This is a genomic window from Stenotrophomonas chelatiphaga, assembly GCF_032054965.1.
GTDB lineage: Bacteria > Pseudomonadota > Gammaproteobacteria > Xanthomonadales > Xanthomonadaceae > Stenotrophomonas > Stenotrophomonas chelatiphaga.
The window spans coordinates 61,819-82,362 of record NZ_DAMBRS010000009.1 but is presented as its reverse complement, the minus strand read 5'-3'; the positions used below and the strand labels follow the sequence as shown (position 1 = coordinate 82,362).

The 20,544-nt window shown below is 67.4% G+C and carries 20 protein-coding genes and 1 tRNA gene; 2 read left to right on the top strand and 19 right to left on the bottom strand.

What is annotated here, in order from left to right; translation table 11 throughout:
* Window positions 1–10: 10 nt before the first annotated feature.
* The 7 genes from RTX79_RS12430 to RTX79_RS12400 all read right to left on the bottom strand — a co-directional run bounded on the left by RTX79_RS12430 (window position 11) and on the right by RTX79_RS12400 (window position 4,711).
* On the bottom strand, window positions 11–757 hold the full coding sequence (locus RTX79_RS12430; RefSeq protein WP_057508451.1) for an NADH-quinone oxidoreductase subunit C: 747 nt from the start codon (window positions 755–757) through the stop codon (window positions 11–13).
* A gap of 33 nt (window positions 758–790) precedes the next feature.
* On the bottom strand, window positions 791–1,345 hold the full coding sequence (locus RTX79_RS12425; RefSeq protein ID WP_057508450.1) for a NuoB/complex I 20 kDa subunit family protein: 555 nt from the start codon (window positions 1,343–1,345) through the stop codon (window positions 791–793).
* Window positions 1,336–1,692 (bottom strand): NADH-quinone oxidoreductase subunit A, encoded by a 357-nt coding sequence (locus RTX79_RS12420; protein WP_042614960.1) that lies wholly within the window; start codon window positions 1,690–1,692, stop codon window positions 1,336–1,338. Before RTX79_RS12420 ends, RTX79_RS12425 begins: the two co-directional genes overlap by 10 nt.
* A 115-nt stretch (window positions 1,693–1,807) precedes the next feature.
* Window positions 1,808–1,892: transfer RNA gene (locus RTX79_RS12415), tRNA-Leu, on the bottom strand.
* Between the two features lie 51 nt (window positions 1,893–1,943).
* Window positions 1,944–2,399 (bottom strand): preprotein translocase subunit SecG, encoded by a 456-nt coding sequence (gene secG / locus RTX79_RS12410; protein ID WP_057508449.1) that lies wholly within the window; start codon window positions 2,397–2,399, stop codon window positions 1,944–1,946.
* Window positions 2,400–2,428: 29 nt separating this feature from the next.
* Window positions 2,429–3,184 (bottom strand): triose-phosphate isomerase, encoded by a 756-nt coding sequence (gene tpiA, locus RTX79_RS12405; RefSeq protein WP_312684029.1) that lies wholly within the window; start codon window positions 3,182–3,184, stop codon window positions 2,429–2,431.
* Window positions 3,185–3,775: 591 nt separating this feature from the next.
* Window positions 3,776–4,711: an isopenicillin N synthase family dioxygenase gene (locus tag RTX79_RS12400; RefSeq protein WP_312684028.1), complete on the bottom strand. Its 936-nt coding sequence runs from the start codon at window positions 4,709–4,711 to the stop codon at window positions 3,776–3,778.
* A gap of 177 nt (window positions 4,712–4,888) precedes the next feature.
* On the opposite strand from RTX79_RS12400, the gene RTX79_RS12395 reads away from it, so the two are divergent.
* Window positions 4,889–6,757, top strand: a complete 1,869-nt coding sequence (locus RTX79_RS12395; protein WP_312684026.1) for a DUF3413 domain-containing protein — start codon at window positions 4,889–4,891, stop codon at window positions 6,755–6,757.
* A 59-nt stretch (window positions 6,758–6,816) separates the two neighbouring features.
* Here the strand turns inward: RTX79_RS12395 and glmM are convergent, their stop codons facing one another.
* The 4 genes from glmM to trpB all read right to left on the bottom strand — a co-directional run bounded on the left by glmM (window position 6,817) and on the right by trpB (window position 11,488).
* A complete protein-coding gene (gene glmM / locus RTX79_RS12390) occupies window positions 6,817–8,181 on the bottom strand; it encodes a phosphoglucosamine mutase (RefSeq protein ID WP_312684025.1) in 1,365 nt (454 codons plus the stop codon).
* Window positions 8,181–9,056 (bottom strand): acetyl-CoA carboxylase, carboxyltransferase subunit beta, encoded by an 876-nt coding sequence (gene accD, locus RTX79_RS12385; RefSeq protein WP_309684808.1) that lies wholly within the window; start codon window positions 9,054–9,056, stop codon window positions 8,181–8,183. The genes glmM and accD overlap by 1 nt, the downstream gene beginning before the upstream one ends.
* Before the next feature lie 365 nt (window positions 9,057–9,421).
* The gene (gene trpA / locus RTX79_RS12380; RefSeq protein WP_312684023.1) at window positions 9,422–10,231 is read right to left on the bottom strand and encodes a tryptophan synthase subunit alpha; all 810 of its coding nucleotides are present in this window, start codon (window positions 10,229–10,231) and stop codon (window positions 9,422–9,424) included.
* A 39-nt stretch (window positions 10,232–10,270) separates the two neighbouring features.
* Entirely contained in the window at window positions 10,271–11,488 is a 1,218-nt protein-coding gene (trpB, locus tag RTX79_RS12375; RefSeq protein ID WP_309684803.1) for a tryptophan synthase subunit beta, read from the bottom strand.
* Between the two features lie 96 nt (window positions 11,489–11,584).
* On the opposite strand from trpB, the gene RTX79_RS12370 reads away from it, so the two are divergent.
* Window positions 11,585–12,478 carry a LysR family transcriptional regulator gene (locus tag RTX79_RS12370; protein ID WP_312684022.1) on the top strand — a complete coding sequence of 298 codons (894 nt, stop codon included), beginning with the start codon at window positions 11,585–11,587 and terminating at the stop codon, window positions 12,476–12,478.
* 21 nt (window positions 12,479–12,499) lie between these two features.
* Here RTX79_RS12370 and RTX79_RS12365 read toward each other — a convergent pair whose 3' ends face one another.
* The 8 genes from RTX79_RS12365 to prmB form a co-directional block, all read right to left on the bottom strand.
* Window positions 12,500–13,156, bottom strand: coding sequence for a phosphoribosylanthranilate isomerase (locus tag RTX79_RS12365; protein WP_312684021.1), 657 nt, complete (start codon window positions 13,154–13,156; stop codon window positions 12,500–12,502).
* Window positions 13,153–13,923, bottom strand: a complete 771-nt coding sequence (truA, locus tag RTX79_RS12360) for a tRNA pseudouridine(38-40) synthase TruA (protein WP_057687225.1) — start codon at window positions 13,921–13,923, stop codon at window positions 13,153–13,155. The genes RTX79_RS12365 and truA overlap by 4 nt, the downstream gene beginning before the upstream one ends.
* A gap of 53 nt (window positions 13,924–13,976) precedes the next feature.
* Entirely contained in the window at window positions 13,977–14,342 is a 366-nt protein-coding gene (locus tag RTX79_RS12355) for a VOC family protein (protein ID WP_312684019.1), read from the bottom strand.
* 26 nt (window positions 14,343–14,368) lie between these two features.
* Complete coding sequence (locus RTX79_RS12350; protein WP_312684018.1) at window positions 14,369–16,297, bottom strand: type IV pilus assembly protein FimV; 1,929 nt, start codon at window positions 16,295–16,297, stop codon at window positions 14,369–14,371.
* A gap of 66 nt (window positions 16,298–16,363) precedes the next feature.
* Window positions 16,364–17,392 (bottom strand): aspartate-semialdehyde dehydrogenase, encoded by a 1,029-nt coding sequence (locus tag RTX79_RS12345; protein WP_309684789.1) that lies wholly within the window; start codon window positions 17,390–17,392, stop codon window positions 16,364–16,366.
* Between the two features lie 81 nt (window positions 17,393–17,473).
* Window positions 17,474–18,511 carry a 2-hydroxyacid dehydrogenase gene (locus RTX79_RS12340; RefSeq protein ID WP_312684016.1) on the bottom strand — a complete coding sequence of 346 codons (1,038 nt, stop codon included), beginning with the start codon at window positions 18,509–18,511 and terminating at the stop codon, window positions 17,474–17,476.
* Window positions 18,504–19,607, bottom strand: coding sequence for a chorismate synthase (gene aroC, locus RTX79_RS12335; protein WP_057687230.1), 1,104 nt, complete (start codon window positions 19,605–19,607; stop codon window positions 18,504–18,506). Before aroC ends, RTX79_RS12340 begins: the two co-directional genes overlap by 8 nt.
* Window positions 19,604–20,533 carry a 50S ribosomal protein L3 N(5)-glutamine methyltransferase gene (gene prmB / locus RTX79_RS12330; protein WP_057687231.1) on the bottom strand — a complete coding sequence of 310 codons (930 nt, stop codon included), beginning with the start codon at window positions 20,531–20,533 and terminating at the stop codon, window positions 19,604–19,606. Before prmB ends, aroC begins: the two co-directional genes overlap by 4 nt.
* Window positions 20,534–20,544: the final 11 nt, after the last annotated feature.

Below are 20,544 nucleotides of genomic sequence, written 5' to 3'. Positions count from 1 at the left end.
ACTTCAGCACTCACTTCATTGCCTCCTGCGAACGCTCACCGGCTGCGGTCTGCAGGCGGGCGTCGTCACGGATCACGCGCGGCACGCCGACGCGCGGCTCCACCGAGGTGACCGGCTCATAGACCACGCGCTTCTTCTCTTCGTCGTAACGCACTTCGACGTTGCCGATCAGCGGGAAGTCCTTGCGGAACGGGTGGCCGACGAATCCGTAGTCGGTCAGGATGCGGCGCAGGTCCGGGTGGCCTTCGAAGATCACGCCGAACAGATCGAACGCTTCGCGCTCGAACCAGTTCAGGCCCGGCCACACGTCGGTCAGCGAACGCACGACCGGCAGGCCTTCGTTCGGGGCGAAACAGCGCAGGTGCAGCATCAGGTTGTGCTGGTAGGAACGCAGCTGCGCGACCACAGCGAAACGCTGGGTCGGCATGTGCTGCGGCTGGGCGCCACCGGCATCTTCTTCGCTGGGGAACTCGCCCCACGCGAAGCGGCCGGCGCCTTTGCCTTCGACACCGCGGCTGAAGCCCTGCGAGGACACGTCAGCAGTGTCCCATTCGTCAGAGCCGTAACCGAGATAATCGACGCCGCACAGGTCGACGGATTGCTCGAAACCGAATTCGTCACGCAACGCGAGCGCGGTGGCGTGCCAATCGGAGGCAGGCACTTCCAGCGTCACTTCGCCGCGGGGTTCGACCACGATGACCTTGCCGCTGGTGAAGCGGGCGGAAAGTCGGTCGATGAAGGATGCTTGCTCTGCCATGGGGGCTTGGCGCGCTCTTGTAGTGTGGAAGGGTCAGCGGGCGATGGTCTGCGTACGCCAGATCTTCTTCTGCAGCTGCAGGATCCCGTACACCAGCGCTTCGGCGGTCGGCGGGCAGCCCGGGACATAGATGTCCACCGGCACCACGCGGTCGCAACCGCGGACGACCGAATAGGAATAATGGTAGTAGCCGCCACCGTTGGCGCAGCTGCCCATCGAGATGACCCACTTCGGGTCCGGCATCTGGTCGTAGACCTTGCGCAGCGCCGGGGCCATCTTGTTGACCAGCGTACCGGCCACGATCATCACGTCGGACTGGCGCGGCGACGGACGGAACACCACGCCGTAACGGTCCAGGTCCAGGCGCGCGGCACCGGCATGCATCATTTCAACGGCACAGCAGGCCAGGCCGAAGGTCATCGGCCACATCGAACCGGTACGGGCCCAGTTCAACAGGGCATCGACGCTGGTGGTGACATAACCCTTGTCCAGCAGCGGATTATCGCCAGCCGGTCGCAGGATGTCGTCAACCCGCCCTTCCGGGCTCGGGTTGTTCATCAGGCCGTCGAGAGTTTGGATCACTCCCATTCCAGCGCTCCCTTCTTCCAGACGTAAATGAAGCCGAGGAACAGCATGCCCACGAACAGGCCCATGGTGACCAGCGAACGCGCGCCGAGCTCCATGAAGACCTGGGTCCAGGGCACGATGAAGATGATTTCCAGATCGAAGACGATGAACTGGATCGCGATCAGGTAATAGCGCACGTCGAACTTCATGCGTGCGTCTTCAAAAGCCTCGAAGCCGCATTCGTACGGCGAGAGCTTCTGCAGATCGGGACGGCGTGGGCCGAGGAATCGTCCAATCAGCATCAGCGTGATGCCGATACCGGTAGCGACGATCAGAAACAGCAGAGACGGCAAATATTCGGCCAGCACAGCGATTCTCTCTTGCCTCTGCCGCCGCGCCTGCAGGCGCTTTGGCATGGGGGAGTGGACGGGACAACGCTACCCGGCGCAGAGCGCGCCGGACGTACCCGCTTTACTTACTAAATGGTGCCCAAGAGGGGACTCGAACCCCTACGACCTAAGTCGCTACCACCTCAAGGTAGTGCGTCTACCAATTCCGCCACCTGGGCTTACGATCACGCTGGACTATCTATCCAGTGCGCGGCGTATTGTAACCGTCTTCAGTCTTTCTGGGAGCCTTCCGGCTGCTTTTCTTCACCAGAATTTGAAGATTCCGCCTGAGCCGGCACAGTCGCGGCCGGAACCGGCTGCTGGGCAGGCTGCTGGACCGGCACCGGGTCTGCCGCCGGCACGCTGGCCGGACGCTCACCCGCTGGAGCCACCGGCACGCTGGCGGCTGGTGCGGCCATCAGGCCGAGGTCCTGCTGCGCGGCCGGGCGGCTGCCATGGCCGGCGTACCAGGCCATGAACAGGCTGATGCCGAAGAACACCACGGCCAGCCACTTGGTGGACTTGGACATGAAGTTGGACGCACCGCGCGCGCCGAACACGGTGCCCGAGGCGCCGGCACCAAAGCCCGAACCCGCGGCGGCACCCGAACCACGCTGCATCAGGATCAGCGCGATCATGGCCACAGCGACCAGCACGTAAACGACATTGAGGATCAACATCAGCATCTGGAATCCGTCCTCGGACTACTTCTTCATCAGGTTGCGGCCGCCGCCTGGGCGATGGCCAGAAAATCGGCGGCCACCAACGAGGCGCCGCCTACCAGCCCGCCATCGACGTCGGGCTGTGCGAACAGCTCGGCGGCATTGTCGGGCTTCACGCTGCCACCGTAAAGGATGGTCAGGGAATCGGCGATTCTAGCATCCACCTTGGCCACTTCGCCACGGATGAAGGCATGCACCTGCTGCGCCTGCTCCTTGCTGGCGGTGCGGCCGGTGCCAATGGCCCAGACCGGTTCGTAGGCCACCACGGCGTTTTCAAAGCCCTGCCCGCCCACCAAGGCCAGCACCGGGGCCAGCTGGCTGGCGATCACCGCCTCGGTCTGGCCGGCTTCGCGCTGGTCCAGGGTTTCGCCCACGCACAGCACCGGCACCAGGCCGGCGTGCAGCGCGGCGGCGAACTTGCGCGCGACCAGCTCGCTGCTTTCGTGGTGGTACTGGCGGCGTTCGGAATGCCCGACCAGGCCATAACGGGCCCCCACTTCATGCAGCATGCTGGCCGAGACTTCGCCGGTGTAGGCGCCCTTCTCGTTGCTGCTGACGTCCTGGGCGCCGAAGGAAACGGCGGTATCGGCGAAATCATCGGCGAGCTCGCCGAGGTACGGCAGCGGCGGCAGGATCACCAGCTCGACCCCCTGCTCCGGTGCGCCATTGGCGATGTCGGTGACCAGGGTGGTGGCGAACTCACGGGTTCCGTGCAGTTTCCAGTTTCCGGCGACGATCTTGCGGCGCATGGGCGATGGCTCCGTTTCGTATCAGCCGAACATGATAACGAATGAAATTATCCGCCGTTGGGCCGTAATCGGTTACATCGGGGATATGGGTCGTCGAACGGGTGATACCCCCTCGCGGCTGGCTGCTTGCACGCTGCTGCTGGGGGTGGGCCGGGCGGGGAGGCCATGCGGGGCACGCGCAAGTACGTCCATGTAGCTCTTCGCGGCTCCTGCCGCTCAAGGCCCCGCACAGCCTCCCCGCCCGACCCCCTGACAGGTTCCGAGGGCCGCCAGCCGCGTAAAAAATGAAAAAAAGCGGTAGCGCCGACCCATGGTCGGCGGAATCCATCAGACCCCATTCCCCCAACATCCGCCGACCATGGGTCGGCGCTACCGAAGATTCCATGGCCACCGCCGACCTGTCGAAGGTGGGGCGGGGTGGGTTGGCGGGGGCGTAGAGCGCCATGGATGGCGCGAATCGAGGCCCGCAGGAGCGGCTCTTGCCGTCCCCCGCCAACCCACCCCGCCCCGCCAACCCAACAGCCCTGCAGCTTTTGACGTTGCCGTTGCCCTTGCCCTTGCTTCGAAGCAAGGCCGCAGGCCGGACACCCTTTACTTCAGTTTGATCTCGCGCAGGCGCTCTTCGAGGAAGCCATGGGCGGTGATCGGCTCCGGGTACCGGCTCGGGTTTTCCGAGGTGATGCACGAGGGCAGCACGTCGATCAGGTAATCCGGGTTCGGATGCAGGAAGAACGGCACCGAATAGCGCGGCTGGCGTGCCAGCTCGCCCGGCGGATTGACCACGCGGTGGATGGTCGAGGGATACACATGGTTGGTCAGGCGCTGCAGCATGTCGCCGATGTTGACCACGATGGTGTCCGCATCCGAAGTGAACGGCACCCACTTTCCATCATGCGACTGCACTTCCAGACCCGCCGCACTGGCACCGACCAGCAGCGTGATGAAGTTGATGTCGCCATGCGCGCCCGCACGCACGTTCGGAATGTCGTCGGTGGTGATCGGCGGGTAATGGATCGGACGCAGGATCGAATTGCCGTTGTTGGTCTTGTCGGCGAAGAAATCCTCCGGCAGGCCGATGTGCAGCGCCAATGCCGACAGCACGCGCGAACCCAGGTGGTCCAACGCCTGGTACAACGCGTAACCGCGCTCACGGAACTCCGGCACTTCGCTCGGCCACAGGTTCGGCGCCATCACCTCGCGGTACTTGGAATCATCGGGAATCTCGCGCCCGATGTGCCAGAACTCCTTCAGGTCGAAATGGCTGGAGCCCTTCGCCGTTTCCACGCCGAACTGGGTATAGCCACGTGCACCGCCGCTGCCCGCCACGTGGTAGCGGCGCTTGACCTCTTCGGGAAGCGCGAAGAACGCCTTGAAGACGTCGTAGGCCGCGTCGATGTCGGCCTGCGGAATGCCATGGTTGCGGATGCCGGCGAAGCCCCACTGGCGGTAGGCGGCGCCCAGCTCGGCCACGAAGGCCTCGCGGTCGCTGTCGAAGCGGGTGATGTCGAGGGTGGGGATCTGGCTCACAACGTGTCCTGGGGTGTCGAATGAACGGTGCTGGCCGCTCACCGGCCAGGATGAACATTGTGACAGATAGCGACATGGCTGCCAGCGGCAGGCTGACACAAACCGATACAATGCGCGCCCTTTGCCGCAGCTTCGTGCTGCCGCCCCATTCCTTATTGCACGATGCCCCGACCCGACATGGATGCCACCGCTGCCTCCCCTGCCCTCGCCCGCCGTTGGCACCGTCTGGCCTGGGCCAGCCTGTTCACCGTACTCAGCGCGGTCATCGCGATCCTGGTGTCCGGCAGCAACATTCCGTGGTCGAACAATCCCGGCGGGACCCTGGGCCGCGCCTATCTGGCGGTTGCGGTGCCGGGCCACTTCCTGGCCTTCGGCACGCTGGTGATGCTGCCGGCGCTGGCGATCGGCCTGTGGCCGCGCCGGCCACGCGCCATGATCATGACCGCCGTGGCCTGCCAGGGCCTGTGGCTGTGCCTGCTGCTGGTGGATGCCAAGGTCTTTGCGCTGTATCGCTTCCACCTCAATGCGATGGTGCTGAACATGGTGTTCGGCGGCGCCATGCAGGACCAGGTCAGCCTGTCCTGGAGCAACTGGCTGCAGATCGCCGGCGTGGTCGCCGCGGTGTTCGCCGCGCAGGCGCTGCTGGCCTGGGGCTGCTGGCGGCTGCTGCCGCCGCGTCCGCGTCGCGCATGGGTGCTGGCGGGATGGACGACAGCGGCCGTGCTGATGGCTGCGGGCCAGATCGCCACGGCCTACTACGATGCACGCGGCGAGCGCGCGGTGGTCAGCCAGTGGGCCTACCTGCCGTGGGCACAGCCGATCACCGCCAAGCGGCAGATGCGTGCCATGGGCGTGCCGGTGGCCGACCGCGCCGCCCCGCTGACCGATCCGAAACTCAGTGAACTGGCCTACCCGAGCGCCCCGCTGCGCTGCCAGAGCCACCAGCGACCGAACGTGCTGGTGGTGGTGCTGGAGTCGCTGCGCGCCGATGCACTGGATCCGCGCACGATGCCCGGCACCTGGGCGCTGGCGCAGCGCTCGCAGGTGTACGACCACCACTACAGCACCGGCAACGCCACCCGCTTCGGCCTGTTCGGACTGCTGTACGGGCTGCCCGGCGGCTACTGGCAGCCGATGCTGGCCGAGCAGCGCGGTTCGGTCCTGTTCGACGTGCTCAAGCAGCAGGGCTACGCGCTTTACCTGCATGGCAGCGCGCCGCTGTACAGCCCGGAGTTCGACCGCACCGCGTTCGCCGACGTGCGCGAACTGCTGCAGACGGCGCCTGCCGCGCTGAGCGTGGCCGAACGGGATCGCCACGTGGTCGACACGCTGCGCGCGGAGATCAGCTCGACCCCTGCCGGTACGCCGTGGTTCGGCTTTGCCTTCCTCGACGCCACCCACGCTCCGTACCACCTGCCCGAAGGCTACCCGGCGCTGGATACGCCGATGGCCGCGGACATCGACTTCCTGGCGCTGGACCAGGACCACGATGCCACCCCGGAGCGCAATCGCTACCGCACCGCCGTCCACTACGCGGACAGCCTGGTCAGCCAGTTGCTGCAGTCACTGCACGAAGCCGGCGTGGAGGACAACACCATCGTGCTGGTCACGGGCGACCACGCCGAGGAATTCAACGACCTCGGGCTCAACTACTGGGGCCACAACGGCAACTTCTCCGACCACCAGCTGCAGGTGCCGTTCGTGCTGCACTGGCCGGCGATGGCCGCCTCGCGCCAGGCGCGGACCAGTTCGCACGAAGACTGGGTGCCCACGCTGATGCGGCATGGCCTGGGCTGCGAAAACCCGCTGGAAGACTTCAGTACCGGCCAGGACCTGCTGGCTCCGGCACCGCTGGCCCCGCGTTCGCTGCTGGTGGAAAGCTGGTCGCAGCGCGGCATCCGCCAGGGTCCGGACACCTATGTATTCGACAAGTTCGGCAACAGCACGGCACTGGGGCCTGACTACCTGCCGCTGCCCGTGCAACAGCCGGACACCGCCGGCCTGCGCGAAGCCTGGGACGAGCTGACCCGCTTCCGCCGGCACTGACACACATTCTGCGCACGTCCGCAGGCGCCACCGTCGACCGGCGGCGCCGCGGAACGGGATCAGGCCGCTGCGGCGGCCTTCACTGCATCGGACAGGCGATCCAGCGTTTCCTGCATCAGCGTGGCCTCGTCGGCCTCCACGGTCACCCGCACCACCGGCTCGGTGCCGGACGGGCGCAGGAACGCGCGGCCGCGGCCGGCCACCGCCTGCTGGGCCTGCACGAGCGCCTGCTGCACGCTCGCGGCCTGCACGGTGGCCTTGGCCGACACGTTGCCGAGCCGCACATTGACCGTCTTCTGCGGCACCCGGGACAGCGGCTGCAGGGCCTCGCGCAGGCTCTGCCCGCTGCGGCGCAGTTCAACCAGCACCTGCAGCGCACTGACAATGGCATCGCCGGTAGTGGCGCGATCCAGGCACAGCAGATGGCCGGACGCTTCACCGCCGAGCACGCCGCCGCCTTCCACCAGCGCCTGGTGCACGTAGCGGTCGCCGACGTTGCTGCGCACGAACGGAATCTGCAGTTTTTCCAGCGCCTGCTCCAGGCCGAAGTTGGTCATCAGCGTTCCGACCACGGGGCCGCGCAGGCGGCCATTGGCCTGCCAGGCGCGGGCCAGGATGAACAGCAGGTCATCGCCGTCCACCGGGTTGCCCTGGTCGTCGGCCATCAGCACCCGGTCGCCGTCACCGTCGAAGGCGATGCCCAGGTCGGCACCGGTCTCGCGCACCTTGGCGGCGAGGTTGTCGATGTGGGTCGAGCCGACGCCGGCGTTGATGTTGACGCCGTCCGGCGCCGCGCCGATGGCGATCACGTCCGCCCCCAGTTCGCGGAACAGCAGCGGTGCGATGTGGTACGTGGCGCCATGCGCGCAATCCAGCACCAGCCGCATGCCGCGCAGGTCGAAGTTGCGCGGCACGCTGGCCTTGCAGAACTCGATGTAGCGACCGATCGCCTCGCGCGCGCGCATCGCCTTGCCCAGCTTTTCCGATTCGGCAGTGGTGAACGGCTCGTCGATGCCCGCTTCCAGCGCCAGTTCGGTGGCATCGTCCAGCTTCTCGCCTTGGGCGGAAAAGAACTTGATGCCGTTGTCGTAGTGCGGGTTGTGCGAGGCGCTGATCACGATGCCGGCGTCCGCGCCCAGCGTACGGGTCAGGAACGCGACCGCCGGCGTAGGCATCGGGCCGAGCAGCTGCACGTCGACCCCTGCGGCGACCAGCCCGGCCTCCAGCGCGGCTTCGAACATGTAGCCGGAAATGCGCGTGTCCTTGCCGATCACCACGATCGGGCGGCGGCCTGCCGCGGCCTGCTGGGCAACCAGCACGCGGCCGAATGCATTGCCCAGCCGCAGCACGAAATCAGCCGAGATCACGCCCTGGCCGACCCGCCCGCGGATGCCGTCGGTACCGAAATACCTGCGTGCACCCATCAGAGCACCTCCGGTGCAGGTTCGCGACGCATCATCGCCAACAGGTCCGAGAGCCGGTCACGCAGTTCGCGACGGTCACAGATCTGGTCGATGGCGCCGTGTTCGAGCAGGAACTCCGAGCGCTGGAAGCCTTCCGGCAGCTTCTCGCGCACGGTCTGTTCGATCACGCGGGGACCGGCGAAGCCGATCAGCGCCTGCGGCTCGGCGATGTTGATGTCACCGAGCATCGCGAACGATGCCGACACGCCACCGGTAGTGGGATGGGTCAGCACCGAAATGTACGGCAGCCCGGCGGCACGCAGCTTGCCCAGCGCCGCGGAGGTCTTGGCCATCTGCATCAGCGAGAACAGGCCTTCCTGCATGCGCGCCCCGCCGCTGGCGGAGAAGCAGACATAGGGTGCACCGATTTCCAGCGCGGTTTCCGCAGCCAGCGCGAAGCGCTCGCCGACCACCGAGCCCATCGAGCCACCCATGAAGGCGAAGTCGAACGACGACGCCACCAGAGGACGGCCCTTGAGCAGGCCGCGCATGGCGATCAGCGCGTCGTACTCGCCGGTGTTCTTCTGCGCGATCTTGATACGCTCGGCGTACTTCTTCTGGTCCTTGAACTTCAGCAGGTCGTTCGGACCCAGCCGCGCGGCGATCTCGGTCATGCTGTCGGCGTCGAACAGCGAAGCCAGCCGCGCACGCGCGCGGATCGCCATGTGGTGCCCGCAGTTGGGGCAGACTTCCAGGTTCTTTTCCAGCTCCGGGCCGTAGAGCGCGCTGCCGCAGCTGCTGCACTTCTCCCACAGGCCTTCGGGGACGCTGCGCTTCTTGTTGGGGACGTTGTCGGTGCGGATGCCCGACGGCATCAACTTGCTGAGCCAACTCATGCGGGTTGCTACTTCCGTTCAGGGCGGCCCGAAGGCCGCAAAGGCCGACAGTCTAGCTCAGCCCCTCCCCACCCGTGCACCCCCACAAAACCGTGCCCCAGCGTACGTTTGCAGCGAAGCCGCCGGCCATGGCGGGTGTGCCGGTCGTCCTGACCCGCACCCTGCGGGCCGTCGCAAGCTCGGCGCTACCGAGGTCACCATGAACCTGTCGAAGGTGGGGCGGGGTGGGTTGGCGGGGGCGTTGAGCGCCATGGATGGCGCGAAACGAGGCCCGCAGGAGCGGCTCTTGCCGTCCCCCGCCAACCCACCCCGCCCCGCCAGCCAACAGACCCGCCAGCCAGCAAACCAACAGCCCAACAGCCGCCTCAGGCATCCAGCGCCTGCCGCAGCGGCGCCAGGAACGCCCCGGCCGCCTGCACGGCATCCTCCAGCGTGGTCGCCTGCGCCAGCACCGACACCAACGCACTGCCCACCACCACGCCATCCGCCTGGCGCGCCATCGCCGCCGCACTGGCAGCATCCTTGATCCCGAACCCGGCCACCACCGGCACGCTGGCGCGAGCCCGCAGCGCCTGCAGCCGTGCACCCGCCGCATCATGGTCGAGCAGGTCCGACGCACCGGTCACGCCGGCGAAACTCACGTAGTACAGATAGCCGCGCGCCAGGCCCAGCAACGTATCGGCACGCGCATCGCTGGTGGTCGGAGAGGCCAGCAGCACCAGCGCCAGGCCCGCCGCATCGAAGGCCTCGTTGGCCTCGTGCGCTTCTTCCGGCGGCAGGTCCACCAGCAGGATCCCGTCCACCCCGGCCGCCACCGCTTCGGTGGCGAACCGCGCATAACCGTGGATTTCCACCGGATTCAGATAACCCATCAGGACCACCGGCGTATCGCTGTCGCGACTGCGGAATTCCGCGACCGCCTGCAGCACGTAACGCAGCCCTGCCCCGCGCGCCAGCGCACGTTCGGAACTGCGCTGGATGGTGGGGCCATCGGCCATCGGATCGGAAAACGGCACGCCCAGTTCCAGCACGTCGGCGCCGGCCTCGACCAGCGCATGCATCACCGGCACGGTCGCCTCCAGCGACGGATCACCGGCGGTGATGAAGGGGATCAGCGCCTTGCGCTGCGCATCACGCAGTCGCTGGAAACGGGCATCAAGTCGGGATACAGGCATTTCAGGCACGTCCTTCAATCAATACAGTGGCGGCAGACATCACAGGATCAGGCCTTCGCGCGCAGCGATGGTGTGCACGTCCTTGTCACCGCGGCCGGACAGGTTGCACAGCACCAGCTGGTCGCGCGGGCGCTCACGGGCCAGCTTGATCGCCTGCGCCAGCGCGTGGCTGGACTCCAGCGCGGCCAGGATGCCCTCGGTGCGCGACAGCAGGTGGAAGGCCTGCAGGGCCTCCTCGTCGGTGATGCCCAGGTAGGTCGCGCGGCCACTGTCGGCCAGGAACGCGTGCTCCGGCCCGACGCCCGGATAATCCAGGCCGGCGGACACCGAATGCGTTTCGATGATCTGGCCATCGTCGTCGCACAGCACATAGGTGCGGTTGCCGTGCAGCACGCCCGGGCGGCCTGCCGCGATGGAGGCGGCATGGCGGCCGGTCTCGATGCCATCACCGGCCGCTTCGGCGCCGAAGATCTGCACCTCACGGTCGTTCAGGAACGCATGGAACAGGCCGATGGCATTGCTGCCACCGCCCACGCAGGCGGTGATCGCATCGGGCAGGCGGCCATACTCAAGCAGCATCTGTTCGCGTGCTTCACGGCCGACGATGGCATTGAAATCACGCACCATGCGCGGATACGGATCCGGGCCGGCCACGGTGCCGATGATGTAGAAGGTGTCCTGCACGTTGGTGACCCAGTCGCGCATCGCTTCGTTGAGGGCATCCTTCAGCGTGGCCGAACCGGAGGTCACCGGCACCACCGTGGCGCCCAGCAGTTTCATCCGGTAGACGTTGATCTTCTGCCGTTCGATGTCGGTGGCGCCCATGTACACCACGCATTCCAGGCCCAGCCGTGCGGCCACCGTCGCGCTGGCCACGCCATGCTGGCCGGCGCCGGTTTCGGCAATGATGCGCTTCTTGCCCATGCGCGAGGCCAACAGCGCCTGGCCGATGGTGTTGTTGATCTTGTGCGCGCCGGTGTGGTTCAGGTCTTCCCGCTTGAGCAGGATCTGCGCGCCGCCGACGTGGTCGCTGAGCCGCCGCGCATGGTAGATCGGGCTCGGACGACCCACGTAATGGGCCAGATCGTGGTCGTATTCGGCGATGAAGGCCGGATCCTTGCGGGCCTGGTCGTAGGCCGCGGCGAGCTCCTGCAGCGGCCCGACCAGGGTCTCGGCGACGAAGCTGCCGCCGTAGCGCCCGAAGTGCCCCTTGGCATCGGGATAAGCATGGAAGTCAGGAATCGGGGGGAGCGACATGAGGGCAACCGGGTCGAACTGGTGGACCGCCACTCTAGCGCACGGGTTATTACGGGAATATCGATATTTCTGCCACATCATGTCAGTATTTCTCACATGACAACGCGCCCGCTGCCGCCCCTCAATGCCCTGCGCGCCTTCGAAGCAACGGCCCGGCTCGGCGGCGTGGGGCGTGCGGCGCAGGCACTGCATGTCACCCATGGCGCGATCAGCCGGCAGATCAAGCTGCTCGAGGCCGATCTCGGCCTGGCGCTGTTCGAGCGCGACGGGCGCGGCCTGCGCCTGACCGCCAGCGGCCAGACCCTGCAGGCCGCCTGCAAGGACGCCTTTGAACGCCTGCACGCCGCAGTGGACCAGCTGCATCGCCCGGCCCTGCGCGATGCGCTGGTGCTGGGCTGCAGCAGCAGCGTGCTGGCACGCTGGATGATCCCGCGCCTGCCGCGGCTGCAGTCCGCCCTGCCCGCGCTCAGCGTGCACTGGTCGGCGCTGGATGGCAGCTTCAGCGACGCGCAGGCCCGGCTGGATGCCGTGCTGCTGCTGGCGGAACCGCCGTGGCCGAGCGGCTGGCAGGTGATCGAACTGGCACCGGAGCGGGTCGGCGCGGTGCTCTCGCCACAGCATCCGGCGGCGGCCCGCCTGCAGGGTCGGCCGGCGTCCGCCTTGCTGCCGGAGGAACTGCTGCATACCACCTCGCGGCCGCAGGCATGGCCGGCCTGGGCGGCTGCGCATGCGCTGGACGCGCGCGCGCTACGGCCGGGCCAGGGCTTCGAACACCTGTATTACCTGCTGGAAGCGGCCGTGGCAGGGCTCGGGGTCGCGATCGCGCCGGAACCGCTGGTCGCCGATGACATCGCCGGCGGGCGACTGATCGCACCCTGGGGATTCACCGCCACCGCCGGGGCGTGGGTGCTGGCGCGGCATGCAGCGCGTGCGGATCCGCGTGTCGATGCGCTGGTGGCCTGGCTGAAGGCCGAACTTGCCGATCAATGAGCCGGCAACAGGCGTAGCTGCTCAGTCGAGGGTGGCGCAGTCCGCGCGGCGGACCTCTTCGACGAACTTGCGCATCAGGTAACCGTCCTTGATGCCCGGCCCGGACTCGATTCCGCTGGACACATCCACGCCCCACGGCAGGGTCGCCACGGCCGCATCGAAGATGTTTTCCGGGGTCAGCCCGCCTGCCAGCAGGAACGGTCGGTGCAGGCCGCTGGGAATCCGCGTCCAGTCGAAGGCAACGCCGGTCCCGCCGCCGCCGCCCGGCGCGTGGCTGTCGAACAGGAAGCCGGCCGCACTGGGGTAACGCAGTTGCAGGGTGCGCGCATTGACCTCTTCGCGGCCGCCCATCGCAATGGCCTTCAGGTAAGGCATGTTGAAGCCGCGGCAGAAACCCTCGTCTTCATCGCCATGGAACTGCAGCAGCGTCGGACGCACGGTGCGCAGCACTTCGCGCACTTCCTCGCGCGTGTTGTCACGGAACAGGGCCACTACATCGACCATCGGCGCGATCGCCTGGCGCATCGCGCGTGCTTCGGCCGGCGCCACGCGGCGCTTGCTCTCGCGGGCGAAGATGAAGCCCACCGCATCCACGCCGAGCTCGCCGGCCAGGCGGACATCGCCGGCCCGGGTCATGCCACAGAACTTGATGCGGGTACGGTAATAGGAGCGGCTCATAGAGTGACCTCGGCAGGCAGTTGCCAGTTGTCGGGGTACAACGGGCCCAGGAACACCAGCCCCTGAGGAGGTGCAGTGGGCCCGGCGACAGTACGGTCCCGGCCGGCCAGCAGCTCGCCGATCCACTCGACCGGACGCTCCCCGCTGCCGACCAGGATCAGCGAACCCACGATATTGCGAACCATGTGATGAAGGAATGCATTGGCGCGCACCGACACTTCGATCACGTCCTCGTTGCGCAGCACGCTGACCGACTGCATGTCGCGCCGCGCGTGCAGCGCTTCGCACTGGATGCTGCGGAAGGCACTGAAATCATTCTCGCCCAGCAGTGCCTGTCCGGCCTGGTGCATCAAGCTGGCATCCAGCGGGCGCCGTTCCCAGCTCAGCGTCTGCCGCTGCAGCGCCGGGCGTATCGAACGGTTCAACAGGCGATAGCGGTAGCGCCGCGCGCGTGCGGAAAAGCGCGCATGAAAATCATCGGCGACCGGCATGCACCAGCGCACCGCGATCGACCTCGGCAGTCGCGCAGTGGTGCCCAGGGTCCAGCCGCGCGGATCCCGCACGGCGTCGGTGTCGAAATGCACGACCTGGCACTGGCCGTGAACGCCTGCGTCGGTACGGCCCGCGCAGACCACGCGCACCGGCGAATCAGCAACCGACGACAGCGCCTTTTCCAGGCTGGCCTGCACGCTCGGGCCGGCTTCGCCCAGGTTCTGCCAGCCCTTGTAATCGCTGCCGTCGTACTCAACGCCCAAGGCGTAACGCATGCTGCTACCTCTGAATCTGTGAAAAGACGCCAACCCGGCCGCCGGTGCCGGCGTCAGCCGGCTGGATCGCGCTCGGACCAGACCGCCAGCGCGTTGCCACCGGGCTCGCGGAAGTGGAACCGGCTGCCTCCCGGAAACGAAAACACCGGCTTGAGCAGCTCGCCGCCCGCGGCGAGGATCGCATCGATCACCGGCTGCAGCTGGTCGGCATACAACACCACCAGGGGCGCGCCTGCGGTGTCGGTTGCCACTGGCGCGGCACGATAGAAGCCGCCCTGCAGCCGCCCGTCATCGAAGGCGGTGTAATCCGGACCGTAATCCTGGAACTGCCAACCGAACACGGCCTGGAAGAACGCGCGACTCTGCGCCGGATCCTGCGAAGCGAATTCGATGTAGTCGATGCGATGGTCGCGTTGCATGCTCGATACTCCGTTCAGCGTAGGGCTCAGCCGAGGCGCGCCAACAGTTCGCGCGCCTGCGCCTGCAGATGCGGATCATCGCTGCGCGCCACCTCTTCCAGCAGCGAGCGCGCGGTCTGCGCATCGCCCAGGTCCAGGTACGCGATGGCCAGTTCAAGGCGGTCATGGCCACCGGCATGCGCGGACGTGGCAGCGGCCGCATCCGGCGCTTGCCCCGCTGCCTCTTCCGACAGTTCCGATGCCACCGGTACGTCGCTGGCGGGAAGCTCGAAGACGCCGCGGAAGGCGTCCTGCTGCTCGGCATGGCGGGCGTAGGCGGGCACCGGATCAACCACCGGTTCGGGTTCGGGTTCGGGTTCGAAGAACGGTTCCACGGCAGGCGGCGCCGCCGTCGAAACGCTTGCCGGGGGTTCCAGGTCGAAATGCACGGGCGTTCCGCCGGCAATGCCGGTCTCGGTGTCGGTGCGTGCATCCGGCAGCACGTCGATCACCGCGTCAGCGTCGGCGTCTGCCTCGGCCTGCTCCCGGGGATCGTGCTCCCAAGCCGCGCGCTCGGCCAGCACGTCCAGCCCGGCACCGGCCGGCACGGCGACCGACAGCGCGCTGTCGTCGTGGTCGTCGCGGCGCAGCGGCGGCAGGGGCGAAGGCTTGCGGCGACGCGACAGCCACCAGCCCACGGCCACCAGCAGCAGCAACGGCAGCACCAGCCAGAACCAGGGACCGCTGGACGCCTGCTGCGGGGCCTCTGCCAGGCGCGCCTGTGCGGCCGCGATCTCGGTGTCCTTCAGGCTGACCAGCGCCTGCTGCTGCGCCTTCAGCTTTTCCAGATCCGCGACGCGTTGCTTGAGTTCATCGATCTCGGCATCGCGCGTGGCGACGTCTTCCCTTGCCTGACGCAGTTGTTCGTTGCCGAGCATGTCACCCTCGTTGCCATCACCGGTGCCGGTGGTTGAGCCAGCCGTGGCGGCCGCAGCCGCCACCGCCGGAGCGATTTCAAGACGCGCGCCGGAACCGCGGGCCGCCGGTGCGGCGGCGGCTGGCGTGGCCGCTGCAACGCTGGAATCGGCTGCTGCAGGCTGCGGAAGGGTGCGCGACTGCCGCCACTGCGCGGCGTGCTCCCTCACCATCGCCGCCGCTTCGCTGCCATCGACGGCGGCCAGCGAGGCAGCATCGGGCACCCGCAGTACCGCCCCCTGCTTGAGCAGGTTGATGTTGCCGCGGATGAAGGCCTCTGGATTGGCCCGCAGCAGGGCGATCATCGCCCGTTCGCGGCTGATCTGTTGGCTGCCGGCGAGGGTCTGGGCGATCTGCGACAGGGTCTGCCCCGGTCGCACCGCGATATCACCGGAAGCCCCCGCGGCAACGGGAGCCGACGCGTGGGATGGCGCCGCGCTGGCGGTCCGCGTTGCAGGTGCAGCGTCCGCAGGCAACGTTGCGGGGGGCGTCTGCGCCGGCACGGCCTGCGGCTCACGGATGATCGCATTGGACAGTGCGCCGGCGGGCGCTTCGATCTCCGGCTCGCTCAGTGCAACCGCGCTGGTCGGTGCATCCATCAGCGCCGAATACTCACGCACCAGCCTGCCCTGGCCCCAGTCGGCCTCGATCAGGAAGGCCAGCGCAGGGGTTTCCACCGGCGAAGCCGAGGTGACGCGCACCACCGCCCGTCCCTGTGCGGTACGGGTGAGTTCGAACTGCAGTTCACTGACCAGGCCGGTCGGGCGCTGCAGGCCCACCCGCTCGAAGGTCACCGGCGAAGCCAGCCCGACCCGCAGGTTCTGCAGTTCGGACGGATCGGCGGAAATCACCGGAATTTCAGCGACCAGCGGCTGCCCGGGCCGGGACAGCACGCGGATGTCACCCAGCCCCAACGCCATCGCCGAGCTGCTGGCGAGCGCCAGCAGCAGGATGGAAAGATACTTGAGCGGTCGCATGACGCCGCGGGCCCCTTTGTTCATGGCGGCCAATATAACGGCTGGCCGCCACAAAGTGGGGGGTCGCGACCGGCACGCCCCCCTCCCTCCTCAGCGTGCTTCGGCAGCGACCAGCTCGGCCAACTGCACCGCATTGAGCGCTGCGCCCTTGCGGATGTTGTCCGACACGATCCACAGGTTCAGGCCGCGCGGGTGCGAAAGGTCTTCGCGGATACGGCCGACGTACACTGCATCGGTGCCCGACGCGTGGGTGACCGGGGTCGGGTAGCCGCCGGCTTCGTGACGATCCACCACTTCCACGCCCGGCGACTGCGAAAGCAGTTCACGCGCCTGCGCGGCAGTGACCTTGTCGCGGGTTTCGATCGCCACGGCTTCGGAGTGGCCATAGAACACCGGCACGCGCACCGCCGTGGGGTTCACCAGGATGCTGCTGTCGCCGAGGATCTTCTGGGTTTCCCAGACCAGCTTCATTTCTTCCTTGGTGAAGCCGTTGTCGAGGAAGTCGTCGATGTGCGGGATCAGGTTGAAGGCGATCTGCACCGGGAAGCGCTGCGGATCGATTTCCTGGAAGCTGAGCAGCTGGCCGGTCTGCTTGCCCAGCTCTTCCAGCGCCGAACGCCCGCCGCCGGACACCGACTGGTAGGTCGCCACGTTGATCCGCTCGATGCCGTAACGGCGATGCAGCGGCGCCAGTGCCACCAGCATCTGCATGGTGGAGCAGTTGGGGTTGGCGATGATGCCGCGCGGACGGTTGGCGACCTGGTCCGGATTGACCTCCGACACCACCAGCGGCACGTCGTCGTCGTAGCGGAAGGCCGACGAGTTGTCGATCACCACCGCACCGGCGGCAGCGAACTTCGGCGCATAGTCCTTGGACACGCTGCCACCGGCGGAGAACAACGCGATGTCCACGCCGGTCGGATCGAAGTCGGCGAGGTCCTTGATGATGTGCTTCTGGCCGTTGAATTCGACTTCGCCGCCGGCCGAGCGCGACGAGGCGAGCAGGGTCAGCGTGCCGACCGGGAAGTCACGCTCGGCCAGGATGGACAGCATGGTTTCGCCGACCGCACCGGTGGCGCCGACGACGGCGACATGGAAGGAACGTTGTTCGGTACTCATGGGGCATTCTCAAAAAAAGGAGGGGGATTCACGCAATGCGGCCGGGTTCGGGGAACCTCCTCGTGCAGGCGCGGAGGCTCCCTATCGTTTTTTGCTTCTATCGCCCGAAGCAGCGCGCGCGGCCAAGGCCGCGTCGGCATTGATCGCGCTTGGCATGCGCGTCGCTTCACCGGCCACGCCCAGCGCGGCCAGCAGGTTGTCCACCGCCAGCTGCACCATGGCCTTGCGGGTGCCCAGCGAGGCGCTGCCGATATGCGGGGTCAGCACCACGTTGCGCAGCGCCAGCAGCTCCGGACGGACCTGCGGCTCGCCTTCGTAGACATCCAGCCCGGCCGCCGCCAGCCGGCCGTGGGCCAGAGCATCGGCCAGCGCCAGCTCATCGACGATACCGCCGCGGGCGATGTTCACCAGCGTCGCGGTAGGCTTCATCTTCGCCAGCGCGGCCGCGTTGATCAGGTGGTGCGAGGCTGCCGTATACGGCAGCACCAGCACCAGGTGGTCACTCTGCGCCAGCAGGGCATCCAGCTCGGCATACTGCGCGCCGACCTCCGCTTCGGTCGCAGCCGGAAGCCGCGAGCGGTTGTGGTACAGCACGCGCATGCCGAAGCCGTGCGCACCGCGGCGGGCGATGCCCTGCCCGATGCGGCCCATGCCCAGGATGCCCAGCGTGCTGCCATGGATGTCCGCGCCCAGCATGGTCTGGAACGACCACTGGCCCCACTGGCCATCGCGCAGCCACCGTTCGGATTCGGTGATCCGGCGCGCGGCGGCCATCAACAGGGCAAAGCCCAGGTCTGCGGTGGTCTCGGTCAATACGTCCGGGGTGTTGCTGGCCAGGACGCCGGCCGCGCTCAGCGCATCGACATCCAGGTTGTTGTAGCCCACCCCGACATTGGCGATCACCTGCAGGCGATCGGCACCGGCCAGCTGGGCCGCGCCGATACGCTCGTTGAGGGTGATGATGGCCCCGTCGACGTCCCGCAGCCGTTCCGCCAGTTGCTCCTGCGTCCACGCGGTCACCGCGTCGGTGGTGATCAGCTCGACCTGCTCACGCAGCGGCTCGATCACCGCATCGATGAGCGGCTGGCTGACCCAGACGACGGGGCGCGCATCAGCCATCGATGTGGCCCGGGATGCGCGGGGTGATGCTGCCGACATCGCCACACTGCGCGCGATGGCGCAGCGCCTGGTCCATCAGCACCAGCGCCATCATCGCTTCTGCGATCGGCGCCGCGCGGATGCCCACGCAGGGGTCATGGCGGCCGGTGGTCACCACTTCGATCACATTGCCTTCGCTGTCCAGCGAAGCACCGGGCAGGCGCAGGCTGGACGTGGGCTTGAGCACGATCGACGCCGTCACCGGCTGCCCGGTTGAAATACCGCCCAGGATGCCGCCGGCATGGTTGCTGGCGAACCCCTGCGGGGTCAGCAGGTCGCGATGCTCGGTGCCCTTCTGCGCGGCACTGGCGAAGCCGTCGCCGATCTCCACGCCCTTCACCGCGTTGATGCTCATCAGCGCCGAGGCCAGTTCACCATCCAGCTTGCCGTAGATCGGTTCGCCCCAGCCCGGCGGCACGTTGTCGGCCACCACGTCCACGCGCGCGCCGACGGAATCACCGGATCTGCGCAGCGCATCCATGTAGGTTTCCAGCTCCGGCACCTGCGCGGCGTCGGGCCAGAAGAACGGATTGTCTTCCACCGCCGACCAGTCGAACGCACGCGGCGTGATCTCGCCCAGCTGCGACAGGTAACCGCGCACGGTCACCCCGAAGCGCTCGGCCAGCCACTTCTTGGCGACCACGCCGGCCGCCACGCGCATGGTGGTTTCGCGTGCCGACGAGCGGCCGCCGCCGCGCGGATCGCGGATGCCGTACTTGTGCCAGTAGCTGTAGTCGGCATGTCCCGGGCGGAACTGCTGGCCGATGTTGGCGTAGTCCTTGCTGCGCTGGTCGGTGTTGCGGATCAGCAGGGCGATCGGGGTGCCGGTGGTCAGCCCCTCGTACACGCCCGACAGGATCTCGACCTCATCGGCCTCGCGGCGCGCCGACGTATGCCGGCTCTTGCCGGTGGCGCGCCGCTGCAGGTCGTGGGCGAATTCGGCCGCATCCAGCGCCAGCCCCGGCGGGCAGCCGTCGATCACGCAGCCGATGGCCGGACCGTGCGACTCGCCGAAGGTGGTGACGGTGAACAGCTTGCCGAACGAATTGGAACTCACGGCCGCTGTGCCGCCAGTTCGGTGATGCGGGCACTGTGGGCGATCAGCTCACGGCATTCCACCGCGAAGATGCCCATCTGGCCGACCTTGAACTCGACCCAGGCGAAGTCCACTTCCGGCAGCAGCTTGACCAGGTGCTGTTCGGACTCGCCCACTTCACAGATCAGCAGGCCGTCTTCGCTGAGGTGCAGCGGCGCATCGCGCAGGATCTTCAACACCAGGTCCAGGCCATCGTCGCCCGCGCGCAGGCCCATTTCAGGCTCGTAGGAATACTCCTGCGGCAGCGCGTCGGTTTCGTCATTGGTGACGTACGGCGGGTTGGTGACGATCAGGTCGTAATGGCGCCCGGCCAGGCCGGTGAACAGGTCCGACTTCAGCAGGGTCACGTTGTGCGCCTGCAGGCGGTCCTTGTTCTCATGCGCCAGCGACAGCGCGTCATCGCTCAGGTCCACGCCGTCCACTTCCCAGTTCGGGTAGTAGTGGCCCATGGCGATGGCGATGCAGCCCGAACCGGTGCACAGGTCCAGCGCGCGGTCCACGTGGCGGCCAGCCAGCCACGGTTCGAACCCGGTTTCGATCAATTCGGCGATCGGCGAGCGCGGCACCAGCGCGCGGCTGTCGCTCTTGAAGCTCAGCCCGGCAAACCAGGCCTCGCCGGTCAGGTAGGCGGCCGGCACGCGTTCGTCGATGCGGCGCTGGAACAGTGCCAGCACGTCTTGCTTTTCAGACTGCAGCAGGCGCGCCTGCCCGTAGGCCGGACCGAGGTCGTGCGGCAGGTGCAGGCTGTGCAGCACCAGCTGGGTCGCTTCATCCAGCGCATTGTCGTAGCTGTGCCCGAAGGTCAGGCCCGCCGCGTTGAAACGGCTGGTGCCGTAGCGGATCAGGTCGATGATCGTGTGGAGTTCGGCGGCCGGTTCGGCGGTCATGGCGGTACGAC

Bases quoted from the DNA above. Each gene is read 5' to 3' on its own strand.
- prmB (WP_057687231.1), bottom strand. From the start codon at position 20,533: ATGACCGCCGAACCGGCCGCCGAACTCCACACGATCATCGACCTGATC.
- tpiA (WP_312684029.1), bottom strand. From the start codon at position 3,184: ATGCGCCGCAAGATCGTCGCCGGAAACTGGAAACTGCACGGAACCCGT.
- RTX79_RS12430 (WP_057508451.1), bottom strand. From the start codon at position 757: ATGGCAGAGCAAGCATCCTTCATCGACCGACTTTCCGCCCGCTTCACC.
- truA (WP_057687225.1), bottom strand. From the start codon at position 13,923: ATGCGTTACGCCTTGGGCGTTGAGTACGACGGCAGCGATTACAAGGGC.
- trpA (WP_312684023.1), bottom strand. From the start codon at position 10,231: ATGCCTGTATCCCGACTTGATGCCCGTTTCCAGCGACTGCGTGATGCG.
- glmM (WP_312684025.1), bottom strand. From the start codon at position 8,181: ATGGGTGCACGCAGGTATTTCGGTACCGACGGCATCCGCGGGCGGGTC.
- RTX79_RS12355 (WP_312684019.1), bottom strand. From the start codon at position 14,342: ATGCAACGCGACCATCGCATCGACTACATCGAATTCGCTTCGCAGGAT.
- RTX79_RS12350 (WP_312684018.1), bottom strand. From the start codon at position 16,297: ATGAACAAAGGGGCCCGCGGCGTCATGCGACCGCTCAAGTATCTTTCC.
- RTX79_RS12395 (WP_312684026.1), top strand. From the start codon at position 4,889: ATGGATGCCACCGCTGCCTCCCCTGCCCTCGCCCGCCGTTGGCACCGT.
- RTX79_RS12340 (WP_312684016.1), bottom strand. From the start codon at position 18,511: ATGGCTGATGCGCGCCCCGTCGTCTGGGTCAGCCAGCCGCTCATCGAT.
- RTX79_RS12370 (WP_312684022.1), top strand. From the start codon at position 11,585: ATGACAACGCGCCCGCTGCCGCCCCTCAATGCCCTGCGCGCCTTCGAA.
- RTX79_RS12345 (WP_309684789.1), bottom strand. From the start codon at position 17,392: ATGAGTACCGAACAACGTTCCTTCCATGTCGCCGTCGTCGGCGCCACC.
- RTX79_RS12365 (WP_312684021.1), bottom strand. From the start codon at position 13,156: ATGAGCCGCTCCTATTACCGTACCCGCATCAAGTTCTGTGGCATGACC.
- RTX79_RS12425 (WP_057508450.1), bottom strand. From the start codon at position 1,345: ATGGGAGTGATCCAAACTCTCGACGGCCTGATGAACAACCCGAGCCCG.
- secG (WP_057508449.1), bottom strand. From the start codon at position 2,399: ATGCTGATGTTGATCCTCAATGTCGTTTACGTGCTGGTCGCTGTGGCC.
- trpB (WP_309684803.1), bottom strand. From the start codon at position 11,488: ATGTCGCTCCCCCCGATTCCTGACTTCCATGCTTATCCCGATGCCAAG.
- accD (WP_309684808.1), bottom strand. From the start codon at position 9,056: ATGAGTTGGCTCAGCAAGTTGATGCCGTCGGGCATCCGCACCGACAAC.